Annotated in this window: 26 protein-coding genes; 13 read left to right on the plus strand and 13 right to left on the minus strand. The window is 69.7% G+C overall.

Annotated elements, in window-relative coordinates:
* The first annotated feature begins 119 nt into the window (after window positions 1-119).
* From IWH25_RS10450 to IWH25_RS10460, 3 genes are all read left to right on the plus strand, one after another.
* Window positions 120-1,727 carry a hypothetical protein gene (locus tag IWH25_RS10450; RefSeq protein ID WP_203385747.1) on the plus strand — a complete coding sequence of 536 codons (1,608 nt, stop codon included), beginning with the start codon at window positions 120-122 and terminating at the stop codon, window positions 1,725-1,727.
* A gap of 21 nt (window positions 1,728-1,748) precedes the next feature.
* Window positions 1,749-2,255, plus strand: a complete 507-nt coding sequence (locus IWH25_RS10455) for a hypothetical protein (RefSeq protein ID WP_203385748.1) — start codon at window positions 1,749-1,751, stop codon at window positions 2,253-2,255.
* 388 nt (window positions 2,256-2,643) lie between these two features.
* Window positions 2,644-3,282, plus strand: coding sequence for a YceH family protein (locus IWH25_RS10460; protein ID WP_203385749.1), 639 nt, complete (start codon window positions 2,644-2,646; stop codon window positions 3,280-3,282).
* Window positions 3,283-3,456: 174 nt separating this feature from the next.
* Here the strand turns inward: IWH25_RS10460 and IWH25_RS10465 are convergent, their stop codons facing one another.
* The 5 genes from IWH25_RS10465 to IWH25_RS10485 all read right to left on the minus strand — a co-directional run bounded on the left by IWH25_RS10465 (window position 3,457) and on the right by IWH25_RS10485 (window position 5,784).
* Window positions 3,457-3,672: a hypothetical protein gene (locus IWH25_RS10465; protein ID WP_203385750.1), complete on the minus strand. Its 216-nt coding sequence runs from the start codon at window positions 3,670-3,672 to the stop codon at window positions 3,457-3,459.
* Window positions 3,673-3,807: 135 nt separating this feature from the next.
* The gene (locus IWH25_RS10470) at window positions 3,808-4,617 is read right to left on the minus strand and encodes a peptidylprolyl isomerase (RefSeq protein WP_203385751.1); all 810 of its coding nucleotides are present in this window, start codon (window positions 4,615-4,617) and stop codon (window positions 3,808-3,810) included.
* 62 nt (window positions 4,618-4,679) lie between these two features.
* Window positions 4,680-4,949 carry a BolA family protein gene (locus IWH25_RS10475; RefSeq protein ID WP_203385752.1) on the minus strand — a complete coding sequence of 90 codons (270 nt, stop codon included), beginning with the start codon at window positions 4,947-4,949 and terminating at the stop codon, window positions 4,680-4,682.
* The gene (locus IWH25_RS10480) at window positions 4,949-5,251 is read right to left on the minus strand and encodes a YciI family protein (protein ID WP_203385753.1); all 303 of its coding nucleotides are present in this window, start codon (window positions 5,249-5,251) and stop codon (window positions 4,949-4,951) included. The genes IWH25_RS10475 and IWH25_RS10480 overlap by 1 nt, the downstream gene beginning before the upstream one ends.
* The gene (locus tag IWH25_RS10485; RefSeq protein ID WP_203389217.1) at window positions 5,251-5,784 is read right to left on the minus strand and encodes a septation protein A; all 534 of its coding nucleotides are present in this window, start codon (window positions 5,782-5,784) and stop codon (window positions 5,251-5,253) included. Before IWH25_RS10485 ends, IWH25_RS10480 begins: the two co-directional genes overlap by 1 nt.
* 104 nt (window positions 5,785-5,888) lie before the next feature.
* Between IWH25_RS10485 and IWH25_RS10490 the strand changes: the two genes are divergently transcribed.
* Genes IWH25_RS10490 through IWH25_RS10500 form a run of 3 tightly spaced genes read left to right on the plus strand, consistent with a single transcriptional unit; the run spans window position 5,889 to window position 10,290 of the window.
* Window positions 5,889-6,941, plus strand: coding sequence for an HD domain-containing phosphohydrolase (locus tag IWH25_RS10490; RefSeq protein ID WP_203385754.1), 1,053 nt, complete (start codon window positions 5,889-5,891; stop codon window positions 6,939-6,941).
* Entirely contained in the window at window positions 6,938-10,069 is a 3,132-nt protein-coding gene (locus tag IWH25_RS10495) for an ATP-binding protein (protein WP_203385755.1), read from the plus strand. The genes IWH25_RS10490 and IWH25_RS10495 overlap by 4 nt, the downstream gene beginning before the upstream one ends.
* On the plus strand, window positions 10,066-10,290 hold the full coding sequence (locus IWH25_RS10500; protein WP_238998865.1) for a hypothetical protein: 225 nt from the start codon (window positions 10,066-10,068) through the stop codon (window positions 10,288-10,290). Before IWH25_RS10495 ends, IWH25_RS10500 begins: the two co-directional genes overlap by 4 nt.
* 103 nt (window positions 10,291-10,393) lie before the next feature.
* Here the strand turns inward: IWH25_RS10500 and bioD are convergent, their stop codons facing one another.
* The 6 genes from bioD to IWH25_RS10530 are packed head-to-tail and all read right to left on the minus strand — an operon-like array spanning window position 10,394 to window position 16,305.
* On the minus strand, window positions 10,394-11,053 hold the full coding sequence (bioD, locus tag IWH25_RS10505) for a dethiobiotin synthase (RefSeq protein ID WP_203385756.1): 660 nt from the start codon (window positions 11,051-11,053) through the stop codon (window positions 10,394-10,396).
* Window positions 11,050-11,832, minus strand: coding sequence for a malonyl-ACP O-methyltransferase BioC (gene bioC / locus IWH25_RS10510; RefSeq protein WP_238998866.1), 783 nt, complete (start codon window positions 11,830-11,832; stop codon window positions 11,050-11,052). Before bioC ends, bioD begins: the two co-directional genes overlap by 4 nt.
* Window positions 11,829-12,656 carry an alpha/beta fold hydrolase gene (locus IWH25_RS10515; RefSeq protein ID WP_203385757.1) on the minus strand — a complete coding sequence of 276 codons (828 nt, stop codon included), beginning with the start codon at window positions 12,654-12,656 and terminating at the stop codon, window positions 11,829-11,831. Before IWH25_RS10515 ends, bioC begins: the two co-directional genes overlap by 4 nt.
* Window positions 12,653-13,807, minus strand: a complete 1,155-nt coding sequence (gene bioF / locus IWH25_RS10520; RefSeq protein WP_203385758.1) for an 8-amino-7-oxononanoate synthase — start codon at window positions 13,805-13,807, stop codon at window positions 12,653-12,655. Before bioF ends, IWH25_RS10515 begins: the two co-directional genes overlap by 4 nt.
* Window positions 13,804-15,120, minus strand: coding sequence for an adenosylmethionine--8-amino-7-oxononanoate transaminase (gene bioA / locus IWH25_RS10525; RefSeq protein WP_203385759.1), 1,317 nt, complete (start codon window positions 15,118-15,120; stop codon window positions 13,804-13,806). Before bioA ends, bioF begins: the two co-directional genes overlap by 4 nt.
* Window positions 15,121-15,129: 9 nt before the next feature.
* Complete coding sequence (locus IWH25_RS10530) at window positions 15,130-16,305, minus strand: DUF2863 family protein (RefSeq protein ID WP_203385760.1); 1,176 nt, start codon at window positions 16,303-16,305, stop codon at window positions 15,130-15,132.
* A 133-nt stretch (window positions 16,306-16,438) separates the two neighbouring features.
* Here IWH25_RS10530 and yaaA point away from each other — a divergent pair, with 133 nt between their 5' ends.
* The 3 genes from yaaA to IWH25_RS10545 all read left to right on the plus strand — a co-directional run bounded on the left by yaaA (window position 16,439) and on the right by IWH25_RS10545 (window position 18,187).
* The gene (gene yaaA / locus IWH25_RS10535) at window positions 16,439-17,212 is read left to right on the plus strand and encodes a peroxide stress protein YaaA (RefSeq protein ID WP_203385761.1); all 774 of its coding nucleotides are present in this window, start codon (window positions 16,439-16,441) and stop codon (window positions 17,210-17,212) included.
* Between the two features lie 149 nt (window positions 17,213-17,361).
* A complete protein-coding gene (locus IWH25_RS10540; protein WP_203385762.1) occupies window positions 17,362-17,703 on the plus strand; it encodes a hypothetical protein in 342 nt (113 codons plus the stop codon).
* 58 nt (window positions 17,704-17,761) lie between these two features.
* The gene (locus tag IWH25_RS10545; protein ID WP_203385763.1) at window positions 17,762-18,187 is read left to right on the plus strand and encodes a carboxypeptidase regulatory-like domain-containing protein; all 426 of its coding nucleotides are present in this window, start codon (window positions 17,762-17,764) and stop codon (window positions 18,185-18,187) included.
* 10 nt (window positions 18,188-18,197) lie between these two features.
* Here IWH25_RS10545 and IWH25_RS10550 read toward each other — a convergent pair whose 3' ends face one another.
* Both IWH25_RS10550 and IWH25_RS10555 read right to left on the minus strand, forming a co-directional pair.
* Window positions 18,198-19,073 carry an HDOD domain-containing protein gene (locus IWH25_RS10550; RefSeq protein WP_203385764.1) on the minus strand — a complete coding sequence of 292 codons (876 nt, stop codon included), beginning with the start codon at window positions 19,071-19,073 and terminating at the stop codon, window positions 18,198-18,200.
* A gap of 159 nt (window positions 19,074-19,232) precedes the next feature.
* Window positions 19,233-20,219 (minus strand): Vgb family protein, encoded by a 987-nt coding sequence (locus IWH25_RS10555; protein ID WP_203385765.1) that lies wholly within the window; start codon window positions 20,217-20,219, stop codon window positions 19,233-19,235.
* Between the two features lie 251 nt (window positions 20,220-20,470).
* On the opposite strand from IWH25_RS10555, the gene proC reads away from it, so the two are divergent.
* The 4 genes from proC to IWH25_RS10575 all read left to right on the plus strand — a co-directional run bounded on the left by proC (window position 20,471) and on the right by IWH25_RS10575 (window position 26,908).
* Window positions 20,471-21,283 carry a pyrroline-5-carboxylate reductase gene (proC, locus tag IWH25_RS10560; protein ID WP_203385766.1) on the plus strand — a complete coding sequence of 271 codons (813 nt, stop codon included), beginning with the start codon at window positions 20,471-20,473 and terminating at the stop codon, window positions 21,281-21,283.
* Between the two features lie 21 nt (window positions 21,284-21,304).
* Window positions 21,305-21,787 carry an Lrp/AsnC ligand binding domain-containing protein gene (locus tag IWH25_RS10565; protein ID WP_203385767.1) on the plus strand — a complete coding sequence of 161 codons (483 nt, stop codon included), beginning with the start codon at window positions 21,305-21,307 and terminating at the stop codon, window positions 21,785-21,787.
* Between the two features lie 10 nt (window positions 21,788-21,797).
* On the plus strand, window positions 21,798-25,412 hold the full coding sequence (putA, locus tag IWH25_RS10570) for a bifunctional proline dehydrogenase/L-glutamate gamma-semialdehyde dehydrogenase PutA (protein WP_203385768.1): 3,615 nt from the start codon (window positions 21,798-21,800) through the stop codon (window positions 25,410-25,412).
* Between the two features lie 125 nt (window positions 25,413-25,537).
* Window positions 25,538-26,908, plus strand: coding sequence for a DUF3422 family protein (locus tag IWH25_RS10575; protein WP_203385769.1), 1,371 nt, complete (start codon window positions 25,538-25,540; stop codon window positions 26,906-26,908).
* Window positions 26,909-26,932 lie beyond the last annotated feature (24 nt).

Raw genomic sequence — 26,932 nt, forward strand, 5'->3', positions numbered from 1 at the left:
GCTGTTGCTTCTGAAAAGAAGACGTACAGCCAACTTCGGGTATGCTGATAGGTTGAGCCTAGCCTTGCTAGGTATCCCAAAGGGGCCGGAAGGCCAAGAACAACATTCAGGGGGCGAATATGGCGGGCGAGTACCAGCGAATCGTCTACCCGGAGCGGGCCGAATATCTCTCGGACGAACCTGTCTTCCGCGGGTACCGAATCTTCCTTGACCACTGGAACGATATCACGGCCTATCTTCAAGAGTCGTACGAAGTCCTCCGTACGAGGCGGTTCTCCAAAGGCCTTCTCATCTTTGGCAAACAAGGCTGTGGTAAATCGGTCCTGGCGAACAAGATTACTGGCGACTTTGAACTTACGAAGTCTTCTCACCGAGAAAGCCGTTTGACCTACGACAAGGACAACATTTGGCATCGGATCTGTGGCGGGGGGAATGAAAAGCGACATCTTGAAAATATTGCGGAGTCGACTTCCGCGACTGTTGTGCTTCAGGTCGAGAACAACAAGCAGTGGGTCGCTGAAGCGGAAAAGCTTGTCGCTGGAAATCCTGACCGCGCCTGCTTAGTAATCGCCGACAACTGTGAAAAGGATTACTTTCTCAAGGGATTACTAAACGTCTCTGACGATGTGTACCTCCAACATGGACGATCCGCGGCGGCACTTCGCGCTGCAGGGCACCGGTTCGTCGAGTTGTGCAGAACCTCGCTTCGTGGCTGTTTCTTCATCTTTTTCACAAACGACGAAGACTTTGCCCTTGCCTTCGACAATCACGTCAATGAACAGCACAAGGGCCTGATCGACATTCGTGATCTGAAGATGCCGAACGACATTCAGAAAGAAGCCATCGTTCGGATTAACGTTAACAGGCTCAATCCTTTCAGCTACTGGCTGTGCGTTGATCGAGCAGGTCCAGAAGAGAAGACCGCAGTCTGGAAGACATTAAGAAGCGCCGAGACTTTCCCCGCCTCGTTTCAGGCAGTAGACAACGCCATACGTTCGTCGGCAAAAAATCGGGAGGGGCGACCAGCTCGAAAGTGCGTCCTGAATGCGATCGCGCTCATTGGTTCCGCCTCTGTCGAGAACTCACTAGAGGCTGATGCAGCTGTCGGTGAGTTCGACGAAATCTTCGTCGGGCGCAACTTCCGCATTCGACTTTACCGCTCCGACTGGAATGAAATTTTCGGCACCGCTCGCGAGTACCGGATGCTCGCGTCTGAGTGGTGCCTAAAGGTCATCGTTGTCGGCGAATCTGCGGTGGCAGCTCTTCTGGCAGGCCAGGACTTGGCGAAGCAACTTATTGATCAGGCCACCACCTACCACGGCCCTGGCACGCACAATTCGACAAAGGAAGCGTACGCAAATCTCCTTGCCCAACTCGACGCAGCTATTTCGGCTGCTTTCCCGACTCCCGATAACGCGGCCTTTTGGTCCAAAGGTGGCGTTCGGAACCATGATTACGAAGGCAAGCTGAAAGTGTTTTTCCCGTCGTACAACACCAAGAGCGGCGGGCTGATGTCAGCGCGGCCGGACCTGGTTATTGACGACTACACTCCATGTTCAGTCTTGTCCGCTCCCATGCCAGAGGCAGACGCGATCAACGGAGCAGTTCGCCGTGCCGCAAATATCGTTGAGTTCACTGCGATTAAGGACTTTGCATTTGTCCGACTGGTCTCGTACCTGCGCGAGCAGAAACTGGGAAATTACATCGCTGCTACGCAAGAGCAATAGTCAGCAGTTCACGGCCCCAATATGAAGAGCTCTTGGCAAGTCGCTACCGCCGCAGAAGCGTTCGCAGCTGCACAGTTTGCGCGCTGTGGCTGGGACGTTTCGGTGCAATACGGCGCCAATCAGCCGGAATATGACTTGGTGGCGGTCGATGGTGATCGCATGCTTAAAATTTCAGTGAAGGGAAGCAAGGACGGTGGTTGGGGTCTTACGCAATCTCACATCTCCAACGCCGACTATCATGGTGCCGCTGACGCTTGGCTGAAGAAACACTCCAAAAAAACTGTCTTCTGCCTCGTTCAATTCAAGGACGCTGCGCTTGATGCGCTTCCTCGAATGTATCTCGCTACGCCAGCCGAGATTGCTGCGTGGTTGAAAGCCGCTGCTTCGGGCCGTGGTGACACGATCTTGTATGAACGGCACGCATGGACAGACCGTGCAAAGGCAGCCGGAACGGTGGATGTCATTCCCGAGAATTGGAGATTCACAGAGGAGCGTATCAATGAGATTGCCTCTGATGGTTATCCCTGAAGGAGAGGAAGTTTCGGCTAACGACTCAGCGTCGCTCACTTCCAAGTTGAACGTCGGCTTTTTCAAAGACCTAGGCGTCCGCATCGGGTCGGGAGTTCGCGTTCACCTGAACGGAAAGCTGTCGTACGTCACCCTCTGTCTGACCGGCAGGTAACCGATGCGTTGCGGCCGTTGAGGAAGCTCTAGCCCAATGACTGCTCCGGCCGAGAAGAGGAACTCCTAACTCTTGATGCTAACCGTCTGCTTCTGGCCGACTACTGCCTAGTGTGCTTCCCCATCGGCAATGGGATGGACCCCGTGGAATAAGGTGGCATTGCATCGGGCAATGGCCTCGTGCCTCTCCGGCTAGAATAGCGGCCCAGTCCATTCCGCTGCCGGAGACGCCGCCATGTCCGCAATGCCCCAACTTCTCACCCCCGTCGAAGCCCGCATCCTCGGAGTCCTCATCGAGAAGGAAAAGACCACGCCGGACGTCTATCCCCTCAGCGTCAATAGCCTCACCGCCGGGTGCAACCAGAAGACCTCCCGCGATCCGGTGATGAGTCTTTCCGAGGGCGAAGTCCAGGCTGCTCTGGAGGAATTGCACAGCCGCACCCTGGTGTTGGAGACCTCCGGCCGGGTCATGCGCTACGCCCACAACTTTGGCAAGGGCTACCAGGTCCCCGCCGCCGCCGTGGTCTTGCTTGCCGTGCTGATGCTGCGGGGGCCCCAGACGGTGAGCGAGCTACGCGCCAATTGCGACCGCCTCCATCGCTTCGCCGATTCATCTTCCGTGGAAGGCTACCTGGAGGAACTTGCCGCTAGGCCGGGAGGGGCCATGGCAGTCCGCCTGCCTAAGCAGCCGGGGTCCCGGGAACACCGCTGGGCCCATCTGCTGTGCGGCGAACTCCCCGCCGGCCCGGCTGCCTTGCAGGACACGACATCCCCGGCGGGCACGCTGGATTTGGAGAACCGGGTTGCGCGGCTGGAGGAGGAAGTGGCCGAACTGCGAACCATGGTGGCGAGGCTCCTGCCGCCCTCGGCCTGATTCTTCCCGCCGGGCTCCCTGCCGCCTGAACTGCCACCGTCGGCAACCAGCCACATTGCTGGCGTAGTCCGGGAGGCGTCCCAGCGGCAGCAAAGGCCAAAAACCGTCCTCCCCTTCCCATTCCCGTCAGCCACTCCAGTCGCCCCGCAACCGCGCAACCCCTCCCGCTTCCCGTCACGTCTCCGCGCTTCCGGGGTGGTCGTCCTCGTCCGCCGCCTGCAGCCACCAGAGCAGGTCGCTGCCCTGCAGCGGCGTCGGCATCATCTGGTTCTTCTTCCAGCTGAACACCGGGCCGCCGGGCAGGTAGCGGGCGAGGACTTCGCCGCGCGAGGTCACGCCGAAGAAGGGCCAGCCGGAACGGATGGCGGCGCGAATCTGGGTGTCGGTCACGGGGGCTTCCTCATCGAACGGGGGCGTTCCTTCTCCTGAGTGTAGGCGAAGGTCGGCGCTGTCGCGCTTGCCGGGGCGTGAACGAAAAAAAGGCTGCCTGCCGGCAGCCTTTCCTCTCGTCGGCGAAGCCGCCGCTCAGTTGACCTTGGCCTTGGCGCGCAGGCCTTCGAGCATCTTCTGCACGATCTGCTGGTTGGCGCGCTGTTCGAGCTGCGGCTTGAGCTGCTCAAAGGGCGGGGCGGCCAGCGGGCGGGTGTCTTCGAGCTGGATGACGTGCCAGCCGAAGTCGGTCTTCACCGGGGCTTCGGTGTACTTGCCCTTTTCCAGCTTGGACAGCGCTTCGGCGAACGGCGGCACGTAGGCGCCGGCGGCGCTCCAGCCGAGGTCGCCGCCGTTGTCCTTGGAGCCGGGGTCCTTCGACTGCTTGGCGAGTTCGTCGAACTTGGCGCCCTTCTTCAGGTTGTCGACGATGGTCTTCGCCTGCTCCTCGTTGTCGACGAGGATGTGGCGGGCTTTGTACTCGGTGCCGCCGAGCTTGCCCTTGAGCACGTCGTATTCGGCCTTGAGCTGGGCCTCGCTGACCGGGTTCTTGCGCACGTAGTCCTGGATGAAGGCGCGGATCAGCACGGCCTGGCGGGCCAGTTCGGCCTGCGCGGCGACCGCCGGGTTCTTCTCGACGCCGCTCTTCTTCGCTTCCTGCAGCAGCAGTTCGCGGCGGATCAGCTCCTCGCGCACGGCGTCCTTCAGCTCGGGCGAATCGGGCATGCCCTGGCTCTTCTGCTCGGCGTAGAAGGTGTCGAAGGTGCTCTGCGGGATGGCGACGCCGTTCACCGTGGCGATCGGGGCGGCCTTGGCGGGCGCCGCGGCCTTTTCGGCGGCGCCGGCGGACAGCGACAGAAACGCGCCGGCGAGCAGCGCGGCGAGCAGTTTCGAGGGGGTGTGCATGGATCGTTTTCCTTCCTTGAGTGGGCGGATCGTCGTTGGAATTCTGCGGTGCGACCGGGCGATTATACTTCGTCCGGCGCGTAGGCCTTGATGCCGAGCGCATGGATGCGGGCGCTCTTGAGGTCGCCGACGAGGTCGAAGACCATCCGGTGGCGGGCGACGGTGTTCTTGCCGGCGAAGGCGGCGGAGACCAGCAGCAGCCGGTAGTGGCCGCCCTCGCGGGCGCCGGCGTGGCCGGCGTGCAGGTGCGAGTCGTCGGCGAGCTCGAAGCGGGTCGGCGCAAGCGGCGCCAGCCGCTCGCGCAGCAGGGTCTCGATGTCGCAGGCGCTCATCAGGCGGGCAGCACCTTCTTGAACGGCTTCACCGTGACCTTCTCGTAGACGCCGGCGGCGACGTAGGGGTCGGCGTCGGCCCAGGTCCTGGCCGCTTCCAGCGAGGTGAATTCGGCGACGATGATGCTGCCGGAGAAGCCGGCCGGGCCGGGGTCGGGCGAGTCGATCGCCGGGCAGGGGCCGGCCAGCACGAGGCGGCCGTCGGCCTGCAGCGCCTGCAGGCGGGCGAGGTGGTCGGGGCGCGCGGCGAGGCGCTGGTCCAGGGTTCCGGCGCGGTCTTCGCCGATGATCGCGTACAGCATCACTTCTTCTCCTCGATGTACTTCGACAGCATCACGCCCTGCGCGAGGACGAAGCCGAACATCAGCCCGATGCCGCCGAACAGCTTGAAATTGACCCAGGTGTCGGTCGAAAAGTTGTAGGCCACCACCAGGTTGGCGATGCCCATGAAGGCGAAGAAGCCGATCCACGACCAGTTCATCTTGTCCCAGGCCACGTCCGGCAGTTCCATCTGCTCGGCGAGCAGGCTCTTGATCAGGTTCTTCTTCATCAGCAGCGTGCCGCCGGCGAGGATCGCCGCGAACAGCCAGTAGAGCACGGTCGGCTTCCACTTGATGAAGGTCTCGTCCTGCAGCAGCAGCGTGGCGCCGCCGAAGACGGTGATGATCGCCAGGCTGACCCAGAGCATGGTGTCGACCTTGCCGCGGCGGTACCACACCCAGCCGATCTGCGCGAAGGTGGCGACGATGGCGACGCCGGTGGCGACGAAGATCCCCGCAAACTTGTAGGCAATGAAAAAGAGGATGACGGGGAAGAGATCGAAGAGGAACTTCATTTGTGCGGGGGCCATGAAAGTCGGGCGATTATGGCCGATCCGCCGCCGCCGTGTCCATGCTCCGGGGGTATACTGCCCCATCTGCCATGGCGGGGAGGGGCCCCATGAACCGGATCGCGATCGTCGACGACAGCGAGATCAACCTGACGCTGCTCAAGCACCTGGTGCTCAAGCTCGGCGACTGCGAGCCGCTGCTCTTCTCCGATTCTCCGCAGGGGCTCGCCTGGTGCGCCGGCAACGACCCCGACCTGATCATCGTCGACTACATGATGCCCGAGCTCGACGGCATCAGCTTCATCGAGCGCCTGCGTGCGGTGCCCGGCCACGAAGAGCTGCCGATCCTGATGATTACCGCCAACGACGACAAGGAAGTCCGCTACGAGGCGCTCGCCCGCGGCGCCACCGATTTCCTGACCAAGCCGGTCGATACCGCCGAGTTCCGCGCCCGCGTGCGCAACATGCTGGCGCTGCGCGCCAGCCAGCGCCGGCTGTCGAACCGCAACCAGGAGCTGGCCGAGGAGGTGCGGCTGGCCACCGCCGAGATCCACGCGCGCGAGCAGGAGCTCCTCTTCCGCATGTCGCGCGCGGCCGAGTTCCGCGACCCCGAGACCGGCGCCCACATCCAGCGCATGGCGCACTATTCGGCGCTGATCGCCGGCCGCCTCGGCCTCGACGCGGCGACCCAGGAGCTGCTGCTGCAGGCGGCGCCGATGCACGACGTCGGCAAGATCGGGATCCCCGACTACATCCTGCTCAAGCCCGGTCGGCTGACGCCGGAGGAGTTCGAGCTGATGAAGAACCACGCCCGCCTCGGCTATGAGCTGCTGCACGGCAGCAGTTCGCGCATCCTGCAGGCCGGCGCCGAGATCGCGCTGGCGCACCACGAGAAGTTCGACGGCTCGGGCTATCCGCAGAACCTGGTCGGCGAGGCGATCCCGCTGTTCGGGCGGATCGTCGCGGTCGCCGACGTGTTCGACGCGCTGACCTCGGAGCGCCCGTACAAGAAGGCGTGGGATCTCGACCGAGCGGCGCTGTTCCTGAAGGTGAACTGCGGCAGCCATTTCGACCCGGCCTGCGTCGAAGCCTTCTTCGCCGCCTGGGACGAGGCGCTGGCGATCCGCGAACGCTTCCACGACGAAGAGGTGCCCTTGCTGTGATCCTCCCGCGTCGCCTCAGCTGGCAGATCGCGCTGCTGGTTTCGCTGCTTTTCCTCGTCACCGTCTTCACCCACGCCTGGATCAGCGCGCGCGAGCAGGCGCGGCTCAGCGAGCGGGGTACGCGGCAGCAGCTGGCGGCGCTGTCGCGCGGCATCGCCGGCGCCGTCACCGAGCCGCTGGCCGCCGCCGACGTGCCGGCGATCGAGCGCATCCTGCTGCGCTCGGCCGACTACCCGTCGCTGCTCGGCCTCGCCGTGCTCGACCGCGGCGGCCGCGTGGTGGCGCGCGTCACCCACGACGCCGGCGGCCTCGCCTATGCCGACATCGCCGGCGGTCGCGAGGCGGTGCCCGCGGCCGACGAGGAGACGACGCTGCAGGCGCCGGCGGCGATCCCGGCCGGCTTCGCCTTCCCCGGCGCCGCCGTCGACGGCGACCTGACGGTGCTGCAGCCGGTGATGCGCGGCGGCGCGATCGGCTGGGTGCGCGTCACCGCCAGCCTGTCGGCGCAGGCCGAGAGCCGGCGCGAGCAGTGGACCAACAGCGTGATCCTGGCGGTCGCCGGCGTCGTCGTCAGTACCGCGCTGCTGATGCTCTTCCTCGGGCGGACGATGCGCACGCTGCGCCAGGCGTCGAACTTCGCCGGCCGCCTCGATGCGCTGCGCGGCGAGACGCTGCCCGAGTTCCAGGGCAACGAGGAGATCGCGCAGCTGGTCTCGGCGCTGAACCTCGCCTCGCTGCGGCTGAAGCAGCAGGAGGCGACGATCCAGGAGAGCAACCGCTTCCTCAACAGCCTCACCGACGCGCTCGGCGAAGGCGTCGTCGCGGTCGATGCCGAGGGCCGCTGCACCTTCGTCAACGCCGAGGCCGAGCGCCTGCTCGGCTGGCGCCGCGACGAGCTGGCCGGCAAGGTGGTGCACGACGTCATCCACTACCAGACGGCGACCGGCATCCCGATGGACAAGGAGGAGTGCCCGATGCACGCCTCGGTGGTCGCCGGCCACGTCTTCCGTTCCGACTTCGACGCCTTCACGCGCAAGGACGGTTCGCTGGTGCAGGTGTCGGTGGTGTCGATGCCGATCTACGAAGGCGACCAGTTCGTCGGCGCGGTCGCGGCCTTCCAGGACATCACCGAAAGGAAGCGCAGCGAGGAATACCTGCTCGCCACCTCGTCGCGCCTCTCCGCGCTGATCGAGAGCATGCAGGCCGGCGTGCTGGTCGAGGACGAGCGCGGCATGGTGGTGACCAGCAACCAGACCTTCTGCGCCGCGTTCCGGCTGGACATGGCGAGCGGCGAGCTGATCGGCAGCGAGGCGGCGGCGCTCTTGCGCGACTGCAGCCGGGCGGCGGCGGCGCCGGACGACTTCGTCGCGCTGACCGCCGCGCTGCTCGCCGAGCGCACGCCGACGCTGGCGCACGAGCTGGCGCTGGCCGACGGCCGCGTGCTCGAGCTCGACTACGTGCCGATCTACCTGTTCCCGGCGATGCCGCAGGCCGAGGACTGCCGCGGCCACCTCTGGCTGTTCCGCGACATCACCGAGCGCAAGCAGGCCGAGATCGAGCTCCTGCAGGCGCGGCAGGCGGCGGAGCAGGCGAACACCGCGAAGAGCGACTTCCTCGCCAACATGAGCCACGAGATCCGCACGCCGATGAACGGCATCATCGGCATGACCGACCTGGCGCTGGAGACGCCGCTGCAGCCGAAGCAGCGCGAATACCTGGAGATGGTGAAGACCTCGGCCGACGCGCTGCTGGTGATCATCAACGACATCCTCGACTTCTCGAAGATCGAGGCCGGCAAGCTGGAGATCGAGCGCGTCGGCTTCACGCTGCGCGACGAACTCGAGCAGACGCTGCGCCCGCTGCGCTTCCGCGCCGAGCAGAAGGACCTCGGCCTCGACCACTTCGTCGACCCGGCGCTGCCCGAGGTGCTGGTCGGCGACCCGGTGCGGCTGCGCCAGATCCTGATCAACCTGGTCGGCAACGCGCTGAAATTCACCGAGCAGGGCGGCATCTCGGTCAGCGCCGTGCTCGCCGGCCAGGACGACGACGGCATCGAGGTCCATTTCGCGGTGCGCGACAGCGGCATCGGCATCCCGTACGACAAGCAGGCCGGCATCTTCGAGGCCTTCTCGCAGGCCGACGGCTCGATCACGCGCCGCTTCGGCGGCACCGGCCTCGGCCTGACCATCTGCCAGAAGCTGGTGACGATGATGGGCGGCCGCATCTGGGTGGTCAGCGAGCCGGGCGAGGGCAGCATCTTCCACTTCACGCTGCGCGTGGGCATCGGCAGCCTCGCCGCGCAGCGCGCGGCGGCACCGGCAGTGCCGGCGCTGCAGCCGCTCAGCGTGCTGCTCGCCGAGGACAACCTGATCAACCAGCGGCTGGCGGTGACGCTGCTCGAACGGCGCGGCCACCGCGTGTCGGTCTGCGGCAACGGCGAGGAAGTGCTGCAGGAGCTCGCCGGCGAGGACTTCGACCTGGTGCTGATGGACATCCAGATGCCGGTGATGGGCGGCTTCGAGGCCACCCGCCGCATCCGCGAGCAGGAGGCCGGCAGCGGCCGCCACCAAGTGATCGTCGCGATGACCGCCAACGCCATGCGCGGCGACCGCGAGCACTGCCTGGCGGCCGGCATGGACGGCTACGTGTCGAAGCCGATCCGCAAGGAGGAGATGTTCGCCGAGCTGGCGCGCTGCCTGCCGCACAAGATCGCCGGCGACGGCGAGGCGGCCGCCGAGGCGGTGCCGGACGACGCGGCGGCCGATTTCGCCGCCGCGGTGGCCGTCGCGCTGCCGGCGAACTTCCCCCGCGACGAGGTGATCGAGCGCATGGGCGGCGATGTCGAGCTCTACCGTTCGGTGGCGGCGATGTTCGTCGAGGACGCGCCGGGCTACATCGCGGCGCTGCAGAGCGCGCAGCGCTCGGGCGATGCGCTGACGCTGCAGCGCGAGGCGCATACCGTGAAGGGGCTGGTCAGCACCTTCTCGTTCGACGCGGCGACCGCGCTGGCGCTGGAGATCGAGAGCCGCGCCGCCGCCGGCGAGTTCGACGAGGCGTCGGCGCGCGTGCCGCAGCTGGTCGTCGCCATCGAGGATCTCGCCGGGCTGCTCGCCGGCGAGGCGGCGTGAGCGGCGCGCCGATGGCGGCGCCGGAAGCGGGCCGGACCTACCGCATCGAGCTGTGCAGCGGCGAGCTGCGCCGCTGGCGCTGCCTCGGCGCCGACGCGCGCGGCGCCGTGTGGTGGCGCGACCTGGAGAATGGGCAGGAATTCAACGAAGACAGCCTGATGTACGCCTGGCGCATCGTCGGGCCGCTCGCCGGCGATGCGGGGCCGGAGGCCGGGGGTTGAGCCGGCGGCAACGCGTTTGAACTCGGCAGCGCCCGCGTACCCGTCATTCCGGCGCCAGCCGGAATCCGAAAAACCCTCGGCAGATGAAGGTGCCGCAGCCGGATCAGTCGCGCGGCAGCGCGAGGTGCGCCGCCGCCGCGGCGCCGCCGACGCCGTGCGGGATGACGCCGAGCAGCGGCGCGTGCAGGCGGGCCTGCAAGGTCGCCAGGTTCTCGTCGAAGCGGCGCATTGCCGGATCGACGCGGTTGGCGATCCAGCCGGCCAGCTTGAGGCCGCGCGCGCGGATCGCCTCCTGCGTCAAGAGCGCGTGGTTGAGGCAGCCGAGGCGCATGCCGACGACCAGGATCACCGGCAGCGCCAGCGCGGCGGCGAGGTCGGCGGCGTCGAAGTCGTCGGCGAGCGGCACCAGGAAGCCACCGACGCCTTCGACGATGACCACGTCGGCACGCTTGCCGAGCTCGCCGAAGGCGGCCACCACCGGTTCCGCGCGCATCGTCACGCCGGCCTCGCGGGCGGCGATGTGCGGCGCGATCGGGTCGGCGAAGCAGTAGGGATTGACCAGCTCGGCCGGCACCGCCAACGACGAGGCGGCGACGAGCGCCGCGACGTCCTCGTTGACGCCGGCGGCGTCGGTGCCGGCGGCCACCGGCTTCATGCCCAGCGCGCTCATCCCCTGCGCGCGGAAGGCGTGCAGCAGCGCGCAGGCGGCGTGCGTCTTGCCGATCTCGGTGTCGGTGCCGGCGATGAAGTAGGCGTGTTTCATTTCTTGGCGGTGAGCAAAATCACATCGTAGCTGGCCGGCAGCCCGGCGGCGACGCGCTGCCGTTCGTAGGCGGCGGCCGCCGCCTGCCACGCGGCCTTGCCCATCATCCCCGGCCGGCGGCCGGCGCCGAGCGCGTTGGCGCCGATCGCCTTGACCGCGCCGAGCAGCGCCTTGAGGTCGGGGTAATGGAGCGTCAGTGTCTCGCGGCGGAGGCGCACCTCGCGCAGCCCGGCGGCCTGCGCGGTTTCGGCGAGCCGCTCGGCGGCGGCGAAGTCGAGCGTGTGGCGGTGGCGGTCGACGCCGGCGAAGGCCGCGCGCAGCTCGGCGAAGGTGCCGGCGCCGAGCGTGGACAGCGCCAGCTGGCCGTCGCCGCGCAGCACGCGCGCCGCCTCGGCGAGCACGGTCGCAGCGTCGCACCACTGCACGGTCAGGCTCGACCACCACAGGTCGAAGCGCGCGCCGGCGAACGGCAGCGCCTCGATGTCGGCGACCGCGCAGGCGGTGCCGGCCGGCGCCTGGCGCCGGGTCGTCGCCGTCATCGACTCGGCGAAGTCGGCGGCGACGATCGCCGCCTGCGGCCAGCGCGCGTGCAGCAGGCCGGCACCGTAGCCGGTGCCGCAGCCGGCATCGAGGACGTCCGCCGGCGGCGGCGCGGTCGCGTCGTCGAGCGCGGCGAGCAGGCGCGCGCAGACCTCGCGCTGCAGCACCGCGGCGGCGTCGTAGCCGGCGGCGGCGCGGGCGAAGGATTCGCGGATGCGCTGCTTGTCGGGCAGGGTCACCGAGCTCCCTCCTGTCGCTGCGCGACCTCCGCGCCGCGGGACGACGCGGCCGGGCACGAACGCTCGGCGCAGAACGCGGCCAGCGCGCGGACGAAGTGGTCGGGGTCGGCGAGGAAGGGCGCGTGCGCGCTGCCGGCGAAGCGCTCGAGGCGCGCCGCGGGCAGCTGCGCCGCCAGCCACTCGCCGGCGGCGATCGGCATCAGCGGGTCGCAGTCGCCGTGCACGACCAGTGCCGGCGTGGCGATGCCGGGCACCGCCGCGCGCAGGTCGACGTCGCGCAGCCAGTCGAGGCCCTTGGCCAGCACCGGCGCCGGCGGCAGGCCGGCGGCCAAGAGCGGCGTCAGCGCGCGGACCACCGCGCGTGCCTTGTCGTCGCCCTGGTTGAACAGCATCACGAAGCGGGTCAGCGTCGCCTCGGCGGCCTTCGCCACCGCGCGGGTGAAGGTGGCGTGGTTCTCCGGCACCTGCGCGCAGGGCCAGCCGTCGGCCTGCACGAACTTCGGCGTCGTGCCGACCAGCACCAGCTGCGCGAAGCGGCCGGGGCGCGCCGCGGCGGCGGCGAGCGCCAGCATGCCGCCGAGCGACCAGCCGACCAGCGTCGTGCCGGCCGGCAGCGCGTCGGCGAGCGCGGCCGCGGTCTGCGCGAAGTCGCGTCCGTCGTCGGCGCTGCCGTCGTAGCCGGGCAGGCTGACGCGATGCACGCGGAAGCGCTCGCCGAGCGCGTCGGCGACGCCGTCCCAGGCGCCGGCGCCGAGGCCCCAGCCGTGCACCAGCGCGAGGTCGGGGCCGGCGGCATGGCCGCCGCTGACGATGCGCAGGCTCATGCCAGCGCCCGCAGCGCGTCGACGAGCTGCGCGACCTGCGCCTCGGTATGCGCGGCGGAGAGCGAGATGCGCAGGCGGGCGGTGCCCTTGGCCACCGTCGGCGGGCGGATCGCCGGCACCCACAGGCCGCGCTCGAAGAGCGCGCCGGCGACGCGCAGCGCCTCGTGGTTGTCGCCGATGATCAGCGGCTGGATCGCCGTCTCCGACGGCAGCAGGTTCCAGCGCAGCTCGGCGACGCCGGCGCGCAGCTGCGCGACCAGCGCCTGCAGGTGCGCGCGGCGGTCGTCGGCGGCTGCGATCAGCGCCACGCTACGCGTCACCGTCGTGGCCAGGATCGGGCTCGCCGCGGTGGTGAAGATGTAGGCGCGCGCTTTGTTCACCAGCCAGTCGACCACTCGCCGGTCGGCGGCGACGAAGGCGCCGGCGACGCCGGCGGCCTTGCCCAGCGTGCCCATCAGGATCACGCGCGGGTCGGCCGGCAGGTCGAAGTGCGACAGCGTGCCGCGGCCGTTGTCGCCGAGCACGCCGAAGCCGTGCGCGTCGTCGATCACCAGCCTGGCGTCGTGGCGCTCGGCCAGTTCGTAGAGCTGCGGCAGCGGTGCGATGTCGCCGTCCATGCTGAACACCGCGTCGGTGAGGATCAGCTTCCGTTTGGCGGTGCTCGCCGCGAGCATCGCGGCGAGGCCGGCGACGTCGCCGTGCAGGTAGCGGTGGCTCTCGGCGCGCGAGAGCTGCACCGCGTCGATCAGCGAGGCGTGGTTCAGCTTGTCGGCGAAGACCGCGTCGCCGCGGCCGACCAGCGCCGGGACGATGGCCAGGTTGGCCATGTAGCCGGTGGACAGCGTGATCGCCGCCGGGAAGCCGACGAAGTCGGCGAGCGCCTGCTCGGCCTCCTCGTGCGGGCGCAGGTGGCCGGAGACGAGGTGCGAGGCGCCGCTGCCGACGCCCCACTGCGCCGCCGCGGCCTGCGCCGCGGCGATCAGTTCGGGATGGTTGGCGAAGCCGAGGTAGTCGTTGCTGCAGAAGCTGACGACGGCCCGGCCGTCGACCACGCATTCCGGTGCGCAGGGCGAGTCGAGCACGCGCCGGCGGCGCAGCAGGCCGTCGGCGGCGAGTTCGGCGAGGCCGCTCTCCAGTTCGTCCCAGATCATCGCAGTGCGGCCTCCAGCGCGGCGGCGGCGGCGGCGGCGAGGAAGGCCGCGTCGTCGTCGCCGAGGATGTAGGGGGGCATGAAGTAGACGGTGTTGCCCATCGGCCGCAGCAGCAGCTCGCGCGCCAGCGCCTCGCGGTAGAAGCGGCGGCCGAAGCCCACGTCCGCCTCGACGTCGAACGCGAGGATCATGCCGCGGCGGCGGAAGTGGCGGACTTTTTCATGCGCGGCGAGCGGGGCGAGCAGCGCTTCGAGCTTGTCGCCGCGCGCCCGGTTCTTCGCCAGCACGTCGTCCTCGGCGAAGAGGTCGAGCGTCGCCAGCGCCGCGCGGCAGGCGAGCGCGTTGCCGGTGTAGGAGTGCGAATGCAGGAAGCCGCGCGCCGTCGCGTCGTCGTAGAAGGCTTCATACACGCGGTCGGTGGTGAGCACGACCGACAGCGGCAGGTAGCCGCCGGAGATGCCCTTCGACAGGCACAGGAAATCCGGCTTGATGCCGGCCTGCTCGTGCGCGAAGAAGGTGCCGCTGCGGCCGCAGCCGACGGCGATCTCGTCGCAGATCAGATGTACCTCGAAGCGGTCGCACAAGGCGCGGGCGAGGCGCAGGTATTCCGGGTCGTGCATCGCCATGCCGGCGGCACCCTGCACCAGCGGCTCGACGATCAGCGCGGCGATGCGCTCGTGGTGGTCTTCGAGGAAGGTCTCCAGCGCGGCGGCGGCGCGGCGGGCGACGTCCGCCGCCGTTTCCCCCGGCGCGGCCTGGCGCGCGTCCGGCGAGGGCACGACGTGCGCGGCGCGGATCAGCGGTGCATAGGCATCGCGGAAGATGGCGACGTCGGTGACCGCCAGCGCGCCGACGGTCTCGCCGTGGTAGCCGCCGGCGAGCGCGACGAACTCGCGCTTTTCCGGGCGCCCGGTGTTCTGCCAGTAGTGGAAGGACATCTTCAGCGCGATCTCGGTCGCCGAGGCGCCGTCCGAGGCATAGAAGCAATGCCCGAGCGCGCCGCCGGTGAGCGCCGAGAGGCGCTCGGAGAGCTGCACCACCGGTTCGTGCGTGAAGCCGGCGAGGATCACGTGTTCGAGCCGGCCGAGCTGGTCGGCGAGCGCGGCGTTGATGCGCGGGTTGCAGTGGCCGAAGAGGTTCACCCACCACGAGCTGATGCCGTCGAGGTAGCGGCGGCCGTCGGCGTCGTACAGCCACAGCCCTTCGCCGCGGACCACCGGCACGAGGGGAAGGTCCGCCGCGTGCTGCTTCATCTGCGTGCACGGGTGCCAGACGGCGGCGAGGCTGCGCCGCAGGAGGTCGGCGTTGCTCATTTCCGGTGGCTAGTGCAGCGTCTGCGGCGGTGCGTCGTGGCCCTGTTCGGGCATCTCCGGATGCACCACCTCGCCCTCGGCGTTGGGGTAGAGCGGCATGCCGCAGTCGTCGCAGAACTCGAAGGGGAAGGGGTGGTCGTGGAAGACGATCTCCTTCAGCCCGCATTCGCGCAGCACGGACTCGATCTCGCCGACGGCGTCGGTGTTCTCGTCCTCGGTGCCGAGCAGCGGCCAGACAACGCCGTGGTGCAGGTTGTCGCGCTCGCGCGGGCCGAAGCCGATGCGGTATTCCTCCAGCCGGCGGTCGTGGAAGGGGCCGATCACCGCGCGCAGCTGGTCGGCCGCCACGCCCAGCGTGGTCTGCAGGAAGGCCACCGAGGCGCGCAGCGAATACGGGCGCGAGGCCTTGTCGGCGGCGCGGCAGGCGGCGTGGTAGGCGTCGGGCAGCAGCGGCTGGTAGGCGCAGCCGGTGAGCAGCGGCTCGAGGTTGGGGCCACCCTGCTTGATCCATTCCTTCTGCGCCGATTCGCGCGAGCCGTCCTTCTCGTTCCAGCGGAAGATCGGCAGGCCGCGGCGCACGGCGACGGCGCCGACCAGGTAGCGCACGTCGGAGAGGAAACGGTTGGTTTCGTCGAAGTTCTCGGTGTCGAGCGTCAGGTTGCGTCCCTCGAGCGCGGCGGCGCCGAGTTCGCGCTGCAGCTGCCAGGTGTCGACGAAGCTGCGCGGCAGCTGGTCCGGGCTGAACAGGTAGTCGGTCAGCGCGATCTGCGTGCCGGCGGCGAAGGCGTGTGCGCCGAGCTGGGTCTTGAGCGCGTCGAGCGCGGGCTTCGGCAGCGTGCCGGAGGGGATCGAATAGCGCGACCAGGCGAGCACCGGTACGGCGAAGAGCAGGATGTCGAAGTCCTCGCCGGCGTGCGCCAGCGTGCCCGTTTCGGCGCGCGCCTCGACCATGTCGGCGAGTTCGTCGTGGGCGGTCGGGTTGGTGTCGAACAGGCGGTCGAGCGCGGCGTTGAGGTCGTCCTCGGCGCCGGACTGCAGCAGGCTGTCGACCAGTTCGGCGAGGCGGCCCTCCCAATAGGCGTCCTCGATCTTGCTGCCCGATTCGGCGAGGCCGGCGGCGAGGCGGGCAAGTTCGGTGGCGTCGGCGGAGATGCGGCTGCGGGAGGCGAAACGGCTGCGTTTCATGAAACGGCTTCCTCTGGATAATTCGTAATTATAACAAGGCCGGCGGGCGCCCCTCTCGGCTAAAATTCGCCGCCAACGCGCGGCACAGCGCGAACGATCCGCAACTGATGCGACCAACCCCACGGAGCCCCGATTGATCCTCGTCCTGTCCCCCGCCAAGCGGCTCGATTACGAGACGCCGCCGGTCACCGACCGCTTCACCGAACCGCGCCTGCTCGACCAGTCGGCGCTCTTGATCGAACGCCTGCGCGAACTGTCGCCGGCCGAGATCGCCTCGCTGATGTCGCTCTCCGATCCGCTCGCGGCGCTCAACCATGCGCGCTACGCCGACTGGCAGCCGCCGTTTACGCCGGCGAACGCGAAGCCGGCGGCGCTCGCCTTCGCCGGCGACGTCTACGAGGGGCTGGACGCGGCGACGCTGCCGGCGAAGGCGCTCGACTGGCTGCAGGCGCACGCGCGCATCCTCTCCGGCCTCTACGGCGTGTTGCGTCCGCTCGACCTGATGCAGCCCTACCGGCTGGAAATGGGCACCCGGCTCGCCAACGCGCGCGGCAAGGACCTCTACGCCTTCTGGGGCGAGCGCATCTCCGAATTGCTGCAGGCCGACCTCGCCGCGGCGAAGGCGCAGGTGCTGGTCAACCTCGCCTCGGAGGAGTACTTCAAGGCGGTGCGGCCGGCGCGGCTCGGCGTGCCGGTGGTGCAGCCGGTGTTCGAGGACTGGAAGGGCGGCCGCTACAAGGTGGTCAGCTTCTTCGCCAAGCGCGCACGCGGGCTGATGGCGCGCTACGCGGCCGAGCACCGCCTGCGCGACGCCGCGGCACTGCAGGCCTTCGCCGTCGACGGCTACGCCTTCGCCGCGGAAGCGTCCGACGACGCCCGCTGGGTGTTCCGCCGCCGCGTCGCCTGAGTATTGCGCTTCGCGCAATACGAAGAAGTACTCTCGGGGTGCGCCTGAGTATTGCGCTTCGCGCAATACGAAGAAGTCCTCTCGGGGGACGCCCGAGCGCGGATTTTTCGCTGGTCTATACTGCCAGCATGACTTACCGGGAGATTCCGATGCGCGCATTCCTTTCCCTGCTGCTGCTCGGCGCCGCGCTGCCGGCGGCGGCGCAGTACGCTCCGCCGAACGACCAGACCGTGCTCTACGGCGTCAAGAAGAACCAGATGCCGCAGGGCGTGGTGATCGAGCAGGGGGCGGCGGCGCCCGGCATCCCGACCAGCGGCACGCAGCAGATGCAGCAGCTGAAGCAGAACCAGCCCGGCTACTACAACGCGCCGCAGCGCGGCCCGAACGTGATCTACCGCGACCGCAAGGACAAGGGGCTGACGGTGATCACCGGCCCCGACGGCACTACCGTCTGCCGCGACGTCAGCGGCCGCGTCACCGTCTGCAACTGAGCCTGCGGCGCGGGGCGCGCGCCGCATCTCCGGGCAACGAGCAATGGGAGGTACGACCATGAAAGCATGGAAAACCCCGGGCCGCGCGGCGGCGCTGCTGCTTGCCGGCGCGTTGTCGATGCTGCCGGCCGTGGCGCAGGACGAGGAGGTGCAGACCGCCGGCAACGTTTCCTGGGTGTCCGGCGGTACCGGCGAGGAGTCGCGCGAGCGCCTCGCTGCGCTCGGCACGGGCTTCGGCTTCAACCTGAAGGTGACCTTCGCGCTCGCCGGCGGCGATTACCTGAGCGCGGTCGAGGTGCGCATCGTCGACCGTGCCGGCAAGGTGGTGCTGCAGACGACGACCGAGGGCCCGATCCTGCTCGCCCGGCTGCCGGCCGGCAGCTACGATTTCTTCGCCAGCGTGGACGGCCGCGAGCAGAAGCAGCGGCTGACCGTGACCGCCGGCAAGATGGGCGTGACCGTGTTCCGCTGGCCGGCGCCGTAGCCGGCGGCCTTCAGCACGCGGCGCCGAGCGCGTTCTGCAGGTCGGCGTAGTCGGCCTCGATCTCGTCGCGCAGCGCGAGGTAGGCGGGCGACTGGTACTCGCCGTCCGGCTCCGGGTCGCCGGCGTGCAGCCGCTCCCATTCGTCGAGGCCGCCGGCGATGATGTTCGCGACATAGACCACTTCCGACAGCGATTCCGGGCGTTCGATCGGCACCCGCGGCTGGTCGTGGTCGCGCACAGCCTCGATGATTGGCTCGGGCAGGCCGAGCGCTGCCAGCAGGCTCTCGCCGATGCTCTCGTGCCACTGCACGATCAGGTAGCGCACGGTGTCCGGACGGCAGCGCAGCTCGTCGTACTGCGCGGCGCGGTAGAGCATGTAGAAGGCGCCGAGGTCGTGCACCAGCCCGGCGAGCAGCGCGTCCTCGGCGTTCAGCCGGGTCATCCGCCGCGCCAGCACGCGCGCCGCCGCGGCGGTCTTCAGCGTGTGCAGCCACAGCCCCTTCGACATGTCGGCGAAGCTGACCAGGTCCTTCGAGCGCAGCAGCTGGTCCATCGCCACCGCCAGCGCCGTCGACCGCGCCAGGTTGAGGCCGACGCGGCTGAGCGCCGCCTCGACGTCGGCGATCTGCCGGCCGGCGGGGTTGTAGGCGGCGGAGTTGGCGACGCGCAGCAGCTTGACGGCGACCAGCGGCTCCATGCGCACCGCCTTGGCGATCTGCGGCAGCGAGACGTTCGGGTCGCGCATCACGTTGCGGATCTGCAGCGCGGCGTCGAAGCAGGTCGGGAACGTGACGTCGCCGGAGAGATCGCGGGCGATGTCCTCCAGCATCTTGAAGCGCTGCGCCTTCAGCGCTTCGTCCTTCTTGTCCAGGCTTGTGTTGTCCATGGCGGTTCGTTCTGCTCCCTGCGTGCACCGCCGGCGCGGCGCACTGTGTGGCAATGATAGATCAGGCGCCCGTCATGATCGCATCGCCGCCGGCGGCGTGCATCCGTCATTGTTGACCTGGATCAAGCAAAGCGCATTGTTGGCATTGTTGTCACAGATTCAGCGGATCATGCCGAGCCGCCCGTTGTGGCTGCCCATGTACCAGTAGCGCCCCTGGCCGTCGATGATCGCCTTGCGGATGCCGACGTTCTTCGACGGCAGCGCGATCACGCGGAAGCGCTCGCTGGCCGGATCGAACAGCGCCACCGTGTCGGTGTCGATCTCGTTCGCCCAGACGCGGCCGGCGGCATCCACCGTCACCGCGTAGGGGCCGCCGTTTCGGCCGGCCGGCATAGGGTAGCTGTTCACGATGCGGCGCGCCTGCGGGTCGACCTTGAGCAACCGGCCGGTGCCGTAGGCGGTGACCCACAGCATGCCGTCCGGCGCCGCCGCGATGCGCCGCGGCTTGCTGCCGTCGCCGGTGGCGAGGTCGGCGATCTCGCCGCTGCCCGGGTCGAGGCGGCCGAGCTTGTCGCCCGCGAGCCGGCAGAACCAGACGTAGCCCTGGCGGTCGATGGCGATGCCGTAGGGGTTGCCCGAGGTCGCGTATTCGGTGATGCGGCCGCTGGTGCGGTCGAGCCGGCCGATGCGCTGCGCGCCCTGCAGCGTGAACCAGATCGTTCCGCCGTTGTCGATGACCAGCGTGTGCGGGTCACCGCCGGACGGCGCGCGGAACTCGCGGACCTCGCCGGTGACCGGATCGAGGCGGCCGATGGTGCCGTTGCCGTTGCCGGTGTACCAGGCGATCCCCTCGCGGTCGACGAGCACGCCGTGCGGGTGCGCCCCCTTCGGCAGCTCCCACTCGCGGAACTGCTGGGTCTTCGGGTCGAAGCGGGCGATGCGATTGCCGCGCATGACGGCGATGAAGATGCTGCCGTCGGGCGCCGGCGCCGGGTCGCGCGCGAATTTCGGCGTCGGCACCGGCCATTCGCTGACCTGGCCGGCGACTTCGGCGAGGGCGCCGGGGGCGGTGCCGTAGTTGGAACCGCCGGCCCCGGCGGCGAGCGGCAGCAGGAGCAGGGCGGACAGCAGCGGAGGGCGGGTCATCGGCGTTCTCCGGCAGACGGTTTCGGGTGGACAGCTGCCCGGTCGGGTTGGTTCTGGCTGGCATCCGGCAGAACATTCGTCTGAAAATATCGATGTTAAAAGATAAAACAACTATTAAAGATTTTTTGCAAGGATGATGCGACCACAAAATTGCTTTTATATGGACGATTGTCGTTGACATTGCGTCGTCGGCAGCATAGAGTTGCCGTCGTTCGTGTTTTTTCCAGTCATCGCGACTGCAAGGAGTCTTTGTGGTAGTGAAAAACAATGCGCTGATCGTCGGCTGCGGCAACATGGGGGCGGCGCTCGCCGCCGGCTATGCGCGGGCCCACCCTGATGCCCGCGTGCTGGCGGTCGATGCCGACCCGGCGCGGGCGCGCGCGCTGCTGCCGGCGGCGAGTCCGGTCGCCGTCTGCGCGTCGCCGGCCGAACTCGCCGGCTTCCGGCCGGACCTGGTCGTCCTCGCGCTCAAGCCGCAGCTGCTGGGCGAAGCGCTGGCCGCCTACCGGCCGCTGTGCGCCGGCGCGCTGGTGGTGTCGATCGCCGCCGGCAGCGCGCTGTCCCGCCTGCGCGAACTGCTCGGCGGCCACCGCCGCCTGGCGCGGGCGATGCCCAACCTGGCGGTGGCCGCCGGCGCCGGCATGACCACGCTCTACGGCCCCGGCCTCGACGCCGCCGATGCCGCGCTGTGCGAAGCGCTGTTCGCCGCCGTCGGCGACGCCGCCTGGGTGGATGACGAGGCGCAGATCGACGCCGCCACCGCCGTCGCCGGCAGCGGCCCGGCGTACTTCTTCGCGCTGGTCGAGCAGCTGGCCGCCGCCGGCGCGGCCGCCGGGCTGCCGCCGGCGCTCGCCGAGCGCCTGGCGCGCCGGACCTGCATCGGCGCCGCGGCGCTGCTCGCCGCCGACACGCGCGCCGCCGGCGCACTCAAGGCCGCGGTGTGCAGCCCGCGCGGCACGACCGAGGCCGGGCTGGCCGCGCTCGAGGGCGGCGGCCTGGCGCCGGCGGTCGCCGCCGCCGTGGCCGCCGCCCACCGCCGCGCGCACGAACTCGCCGCCGCCTGAACCTTTCCCGGAGCAAGACGCATGTACAAACTCGACCAGATCGACCTCGACATCCTCGCCGCGCTGCAGGCCGACGGCCGCATCACCAACGTCGCGCTGGCGCGCCAGGTCGGCCTCAGCCCGACGCCGTGCCTGGAGCGCGTCAAGTCGCTGGAGGCCGCCGGGCTGATCCAGGGCTACGCCGCGCGGCTGTCGCCGGCGGCGCTCGGCCTCGGGCTGACCGTCTTCGTCCAGATCGGCATCGAACGCACTTCGCAGGCGGTGTTCGACGACTTCCGCCGCGCCGTGCTGGCGATCCCGGAGATCCAGGAGTGCCACATGGTCGCCGGCGGCTACGACTACCTGCTGAAGGTGCGCGTCCCCGACATGGCCGCCTACCGCCACTTCCTCGGCGCGGTGCTGTCCGGCGTCCCCGGCATCCGCGAGACGCACACCTATCCGGTGATGGAGGAGGTCAAGGATTCGTCCGCGGTCCCCTTCGGCCATCTGGTGGCGCAGGCCTGAGGAGACGACGATGAACGCGAGCATGAACATGAATCTGAGCCTGCGCGAGGCGATCCGCGCCGCCTACCGGCGCGACGAGGGCGCCTGCGTTGCGGCGCTGGCCCAGGAGCTGGCGGCGGCCGATTACGACCGCGATGCGGTCGCGCGCGAGGCGCGCGCGCTGGTCGAGGCGGTGCGCCGGCAGCGCAGCCGGGCCAGCGGCGTGGACCACCTGATGCACGAATTCTCGCTCTCCAGCCAGGAGGGCGTCGCGCTGATGTGCCTCGCCGAGGCGCTCCTGCGCATTCCCGACGCAGCCACCGTCGACCGGCTGATCCGCGACAAGCTGTCGCGCGGCGACTGGGCGGCGCACCTCGGCGGCAGCCCGTCGCTGTTCGTCAACGCCGCGACCTGGGGCCTGCTGATCACCGGCAAGCTGGTCACGACGCACAGCGAGAGCGTGCTCGGCGGCGCGCTCTCGCGCATCCTCGCCAAGGGCGGCGAGCCGCTGATCCGCAAGGGCATCGACTTCGCGATGCGTCTCCTCGGCCAGCAGTTCGTGATGGGCGAGACGATCGAGTCGGCGCTGCAGCGCTCGCAGGCCAACGAGGCGCGCGGCTACGGCCACTCCTTCGACATGCTCGGCGAGGCGGCGCTGACTGCGGCCGACGCCGAACGCTACACCGCCGCCTACGTGCAGGCGATCCACGCCATCGGCCGCGCCGCCGGCGGCCGCGGCGTCGTCGCCGGCCCCGGCATCTCGGTCAAGCTCTCCGCGCTGCATCCGCGCTACGTGCGCGCCCAGCGTGCGCGCGTGATGGGCGAGCTGCTGCCGCGGCTGAAGGAACTGGCGCTGCTCGCCAAGCGCTACGACATCGGCCTCAACATCGACGCCGAGGAGGCCGACCGCCTGGAGCTGTCGCTCGACCTGCTCGACGCGCTCGCCGGCGACCCCGACCTGGCCGGCTGGCACGGCCTCGGCTTCGTCGTCCAGGCCTACCAGAAGCGCTGCCCGTTCGTCATCGAGCACCTGGTCGACCTCGCCCGGCGCAGCCGCCGCCGGCTGATGGTGCGCCTGGTCAAGGGCGCCTACTGGGACAGCGAGATCAAGCGCGCGCAGGTCGACGGCCTGGCTGACTACCCGGTCTACACGCGCAAGCCGCACTCCGACCTTGCCTACCTGGTCTGTGCCGAGCGCCTGCTCGCCGCGCCGGACGCGGTCTATCCGCAGTTCGCGACGCACAACGCGCACACGCTGGCGACGGTGCTGCAGATGGCCCGGGCGCGCGGCGTGCACGACTACGAATTCCAGTGCCTGCACGGCATGGGCGAGCCGCTCTACGACAACGTCGTCGGTGCCGACAAGCTCGGCCGGCGCTGCCGCATCTACGCGCCGGTCGGCACGCACGAGACGCTGCTGCCCTACCTGGTGCGCCGTCTGCTCGAGAACGGCGCCAACAGCTCCTTCGTCAACCGCATCGTCGACGAGGCGGTGTCGATCGACGAGTTGATCGAGGACCCGCTGGCCACTGTCCGTGCCAGCGGCGGCGGCCGCCACCCGGCGATCCCGCTGCCGCGCGACCTCTACGGCACGGCGCGGGTGAATTCCGCCGGCGTCGACCTCACCGACGAGGCGACGATCGCCGGCCTCGAACGCGCGCTGGCCGAGCTCGCCGACCGCCGCTGGCACGCTTCGCCGCGGGTCGCCGGCGTCGACGTGCCCGCCGGCGAGCCGCTGCCGGTACGCAACCCGGCCGACCGCCGCGACGTGGTCGGCAGCGTCGTCGAGGCCGACGAGGCGCTGGTCGAGCGCGCGCTGGCCGCCGCCGACGCCGCCGGCGACAGCTGGCAGCGGACGCCGCCGGCCGCACGCGCGGCGATGCTCGAACGCGCCGCCGACCTGCTCGAGGAACACCGCAGCGAGATCGTCGGCCTGTGTGCGCGCGAGGCCGGCAAGACCTGGGCCAACGCGGTCGCCGAAGTGCGCGAGGCGGTCGACTTCTGCCGCTACTACGCGCAGCAGCTGCGCGCCGGCTTCCCCGTACCGGCAGCGGCGCCGGGGCCGGTGGCGTGCATCAGCCCGTGGAATTTCCCGCTCGCCATCTTCGTCGGCGAGGTCGTCGCCGCGCTCGCCGCCGGCAGCCCGGTGCTGGCCAAGCCGGCCGAGCAGACGCCGCTGACCGCCCACCTCGCGGTGCGCCTGCTGCAGGCGGCCGGCGTCCCCGGCGACGTGCTGCAGTTCCTGCCCGGCCGCGGCGAGACGGTCGGCGCCCGGCTGACCGCCGACGCGCGCGTGCGCGGCGTCGTGTTCACCGGCTCGACCGAGGTGGCGCGGCTGATCAACCGCAGCATCGCCGGCCGCGGCGACGTCCGCCTGATCGCCGAGACCGGCGGCCAGAACGCGATGATCGTCGATTCGTCGGCGCTGCCCGAGCAGGTGGTGCAGGACGTGCTCGCCTCCGGCTTCGACAGCGCCGGCCAGCGCTGCTCGGCGCTGCGCGTGCTGTGCCTGCAAGAGGACATTGCCGGGCACACGCTGGCGATGCTGAAGGCGGCGATGCAGGAGCTCGTCATCGGCGACCCGCGGCAGCTCGCCACCGACGTCGGCCCGGTGATCGACGAGGCGGCGCGCGACGCGCTGCTCGCGCACATCGAGCGCATGCGCGCCGCCGGCCGCCCGGTGTACCAGTGCGCCCTGCCGGCGGCCTGCGCCGACGGCTGCTTCGTGCCGCCGACGGTGATCGAGATCGAGTCGCTCGCCGACCTGCAGCGCGAGGTCTTCGGTCCGGTGGTGCATGTGCTGCGCTACGCCGCCGAGGCGCTGCCGGCTCTGATCGAGGCGATCAACGCCACCGGCTACGGGCTGACGCTGGGCATCCACAGCCGCATCGACGAGACCGTCGACCTGATCGCGGCGCGTGCCCGGGTCGGCAACATCTACGTCAACCGCAACATGATCGGCGCCGTCGTCGGCGTCCAGCCCTTCGGCGGCGAGGGGCTCTCCGGCACCGGGCCGAAGGCCGGCGGCCCGCTCTACCTGCACCGCCTCGCCGGCACGCCGGCGGTGACGCCGGCGCTGCTGGCGCTGCCCGCCGCCAAGGCGGTGCCCGAGGCGCTGCAGATCCTCTCCACCTGGGCCGAGAAATGGGGCGAGGGGCCGCTCACGACGCACTGCCGCGACTACGCCGCGGCGACGCTGCTGGGCGTCCGCGCCGTGCTGCCCGGACCGACCGGCGAGCGCAACATGCTGTCCTTCGCGCCGCGCGGCCGCCTGCTCTGCCACGCGGACGACGTCGATGCCGTGCTCACGCAGCTGGCGGCGGTGTTCGCCACCGGCAACCGCGCCTCGGTGCGCGGCGCCGCCGGCCGTCAGGCGATCGCGCTGCTGCCGCCGGCGCTCGCCGCGCAGATCGAGTGGCGCCCGCCGGGCGACTACGAGCGGCTGGCCGGCGTGCTGCTCGCCGCCGACGACGACGGCACGCTCGAGCGGCAGCTGGCGGAATGCGGCGCGGCGCTGCTGCAGATCTACCGGCCAGCTGGCGAGGCGCGCGAATATCCGCTCTACCGCATGCTGGTCGAGCGCGTGCAGAGCGTGAACACCACCGCGGCCGGGGGCAACACGACGCTGATGACGCTCGGGGCCTGAGCCGGGCAGCGACGAAACGCCATGCACCACGAACGCTTGCCGGCGCGGCCGTCGGCCGACGGCCGCTATCCTGCCGCACGCGCGCCCCACCCGGAACGGGGCGGGTGCCGGCCGCCGGCGACGCGATGACCGATCTCGCGCACGCGCTGAACCATCCGCGGCGACTGGCGCTCGCCGGCGAGATCCATTCCCGTCCCTTCCTGCGCATCGAGGCGCCGGCGCGCATCTCGCACCTGGCGGTTCATATCGACGACGGCGACGCGTCGCACGATGCGCTGCTGGCCTCGCTGTGCACCCGCTTCGGCGTCGCCGCGCCGGTGCCGGGCGCGCAGCATTTCTTCCACGACTTCGGGCATTTCCGCCTGAAGTGGGAGCGCCACACCGAGTTCTCGACCTTCACCTTCGTCGAGCCCGGCGAACACGGTGACGACTTCCGCTGCTGCGCGATCCGCCACGTTCCGGCCGACTGGCTGGCCGGGCTGCAGGCGGCGGTGATCGTTGCCGCGCACATCGTCGCCGAACGCGGCGATGCGCTCGGCACCGGCGACGCGCGGCTAGCCGCACTGTTCCCGCAGCCGCCGCTGGTCGGTTGCCGGGTGCTGCGCGAGGGCGAGATCTGGACCGATTTCCAGATCGGGCCGAACGGCTTTTCGCGCTTCCTGCTGCGCGACGTCGGCCTGCGCGAGTCGCAGATGGGCCGGCTGGTGCAGCGCATCTGCGAGATCGAGACCTACCTGATGATGGCCCTGCTGGCGCTGCCGCTGGCGCGCGAGGGCGCCATGCTGCTCGACCGGATCGAGGAGGAACTGACCGGACTCGGCAACCGGATGAGCGAGCTCGATATCGACGGCGATGCCGAGCAGCTGCTGAAAGACCTTTCCCGCCTCGACGCGCAGTTGCGCGCCGACACGTTCCGCGCCGGCTACCGCTTCAGCGCGGCGCAGGCCTACCACCGCATCGTCGAGGCCCGCATCGGCGAGCTGCGCGAGCAGCGGATCGAAGGCGTGCCGACGATCGGCGAGTTCATGGAGCGCCGCCTGGCGCCGGCGATGGACAGCTGCGTGTCGGTCGCCAACCGGCAGGAGGTGCTGGCGGCGAGGATCAGCCGCTCCAACGACATGCTGCGCACCCGCGTCAATCTGGCGCAGGAACGGCAGACGCAGTGCGTCCTGCAGCGCCTGAGCGACAGCGCCAGCCTGCAGCTGAAGATGCAGCAGGCGGTGGAGGGGCTGTCGGTCGTCGCCATCTCCTATTACGCCGTCGGGCTGGCGGCCTACGCGCTGAAGTCGCTCAACGAATGGGGGCTGGGCATTGCCGCCGACAAGGTCATCGGCCTGCTGCTGCCGGTGGTCTGCGTCGCCAACTGGATCGGCGTGCGCGCGCTGCGCCGACGCCTGCACGCGCCGCTGCGGCCGGCGGGCGGCCGCTTCCGTGTCTTCGGCCGCTGGCGGGCGGCCGCCCCGCTGGCCGACGGGGCGGCGAAGGAGGGCGCGTAGTCCGCTACCGGCTGGATCGGGCCG

The organism is Azospira restricta (assembly GCF_016858125.1).
GTDB classification, from domain to species: domain Bacteria; phylum Pseudomonadota; class Gammaproteobacteria; order Burkholderiales; family Rhodocyclaceae; genus Proximibacter; species Proximibacter restrictus.

What these genes read in the sequence shown, in the direction of transcription:
- IWH25_RS10475 (WP_203385752.1), bottom strand. Translation starts at nt 4,949, where the DNA reads ATGAGCGCCTGCGACATCGAGACCCTGCTGCGCGAGCGGCTGGCGCCG.
- IWH25_RS10555 (WP_203385765.1), bottom strand. Translation starts at nt 20,219, where the DNA reads ATGACCCGCCCTCCGCTGCTGTCCGCCCTGCTCCTGCTGCCGCTCGCC.
- IWH25_RS10490 (WP_203385754.1), top strand. Translation starts at nt 5,889, where the DNA reads ATGAACCGGATCGCGATCGTCGACGACAGCGAGATCAACCTGACGCTG.
- IWH25_RS10455 (WP_203385748.1), top strand. Translation starts at nt 1,749, where the DNA reads ATGAAGAGCTCTTGGCAAGTCGCTACCGCCGCAGAAGCGTTCGCAGCT.
- IWH25_RS10480 (WP_203385753.1), bottom strand. Translation starts at nt 5,251, where the DNA reads ATGCTGTACGCGATCATCGGCGAAGACCGCGCCGGAACCCTGGACCAG.
- IWH25_RS10550 (WP_203385764.1), bottom strand. Translation starts at nt 19,073, where the DNA reads ATGGACAACACAAGCCTGGACAAGAAGGACGAAGCGCTGAAGGCGCAG.
- IWH25_RS10515 (WP_203385757.1), bottom strand. Translation starts at nt 12,656, where the DNA reads ATGAGCCTGCGCATCGTCAGCGGCGGCCATGCCGCCGGCCCCGACCTC.
- IWH25_RS10530 (WP_203385760.1), bottom strand. Translation starts at nt 16,305, where the DNA reads ATGAAACGCAGCCGTTTCGCCTCCCGCAGCCGCATCTCCGCCGACGCC.
- IWH25_RS10565 (WP_203385767.1), top strand. Translation starts at nt 21,305, where the DNA reads ATGTACAAACTCGACCAGATCGACCTCGACATCCTCGCCGCGCTGCAG.
- bioA (WP_203385759.1), bottom strand. Translation starts at nt 15,120, where the DNA reads ATGAGCAACGCCGACCTCCTGCGGCGCAGCCTCGCCGCCGTCTGGCAC.
- putA (WP_203385768.1), top strand. Translation starts at nt 21,798, where the DNA reads ATGAACGCGAGCATGAACATGAATCTGAGCCTGCGCGAGGCGATCCGC.
- IWH25_RS10485 (WP_203389217.1), bottom strand. Translation starts at nt 5,784, where the DNA reads ATGAAGTTCCTCTTCGATCTCTTCCCCGTCATCCTCTTTTTCATTGCC.
- IWH25_RS10545 (WP_203385763.1), top strand. Translation starts at nt 17,762, where the DNA reads ATGAAAGCATGGAAAACCCCGGGCCGCGCGGCGGCGCTGCTGCTTGCC.
- IWH25_RS10460 (WP_203385749.1), top strand. Translation starts at nt 2,644, where the DNA reads ATGTCCGCAATGCCCCAACTTCTCACCCCCGTCGAAGCCCGCATCCTC.
- bioF (WP_203385758.1), bottom strand. Translation starts at nt 13,807, where the DNA reads ATGATCTGGGACGAACTGGAGAGCGGCCTCGCCGAACTCGCCGCCGAC.
- IWH25_RS10470 (WP_203385751.1), bottom strand. Translation starts at nt 4,617, where the DNA reads ATGCACACCCCCTCGAAACTGCTCGCCGCGCTGCTCGCCGGCGCGTTT.
- bioD (WP_203385756.1), bottom strand. Translation starts at nt 11,053, where the DNA reads ATGAAACACGCCTACTTCATCGCCGGCACCGACACCGAGATCGGCAAG.
- IWH25_RS10540 (WP_203385762.1), top strand. Translation starts at nt 17,362, where the DNA reads ATGCGCGCATTCCTTTCCCTGCTGCTGCTCGGCGCCGCGCTGCCGGCG.
- IWH25_RS10575 (WP_203385769.1), top strand. Translation starts at nt 25,538, where the DNA reads ATGACCGATCTCGCGCACGCGCTGAACCATCCGCGGCGACTGGCGCTC.
- IWH25_RS10450 (WP_203385747.1), top strand. Translation starts at nt 120, where the DNA reads ATGGCGGGCGAGTACCAGCGAATCGTCTACCCGGAGCGGGCCGAATAT.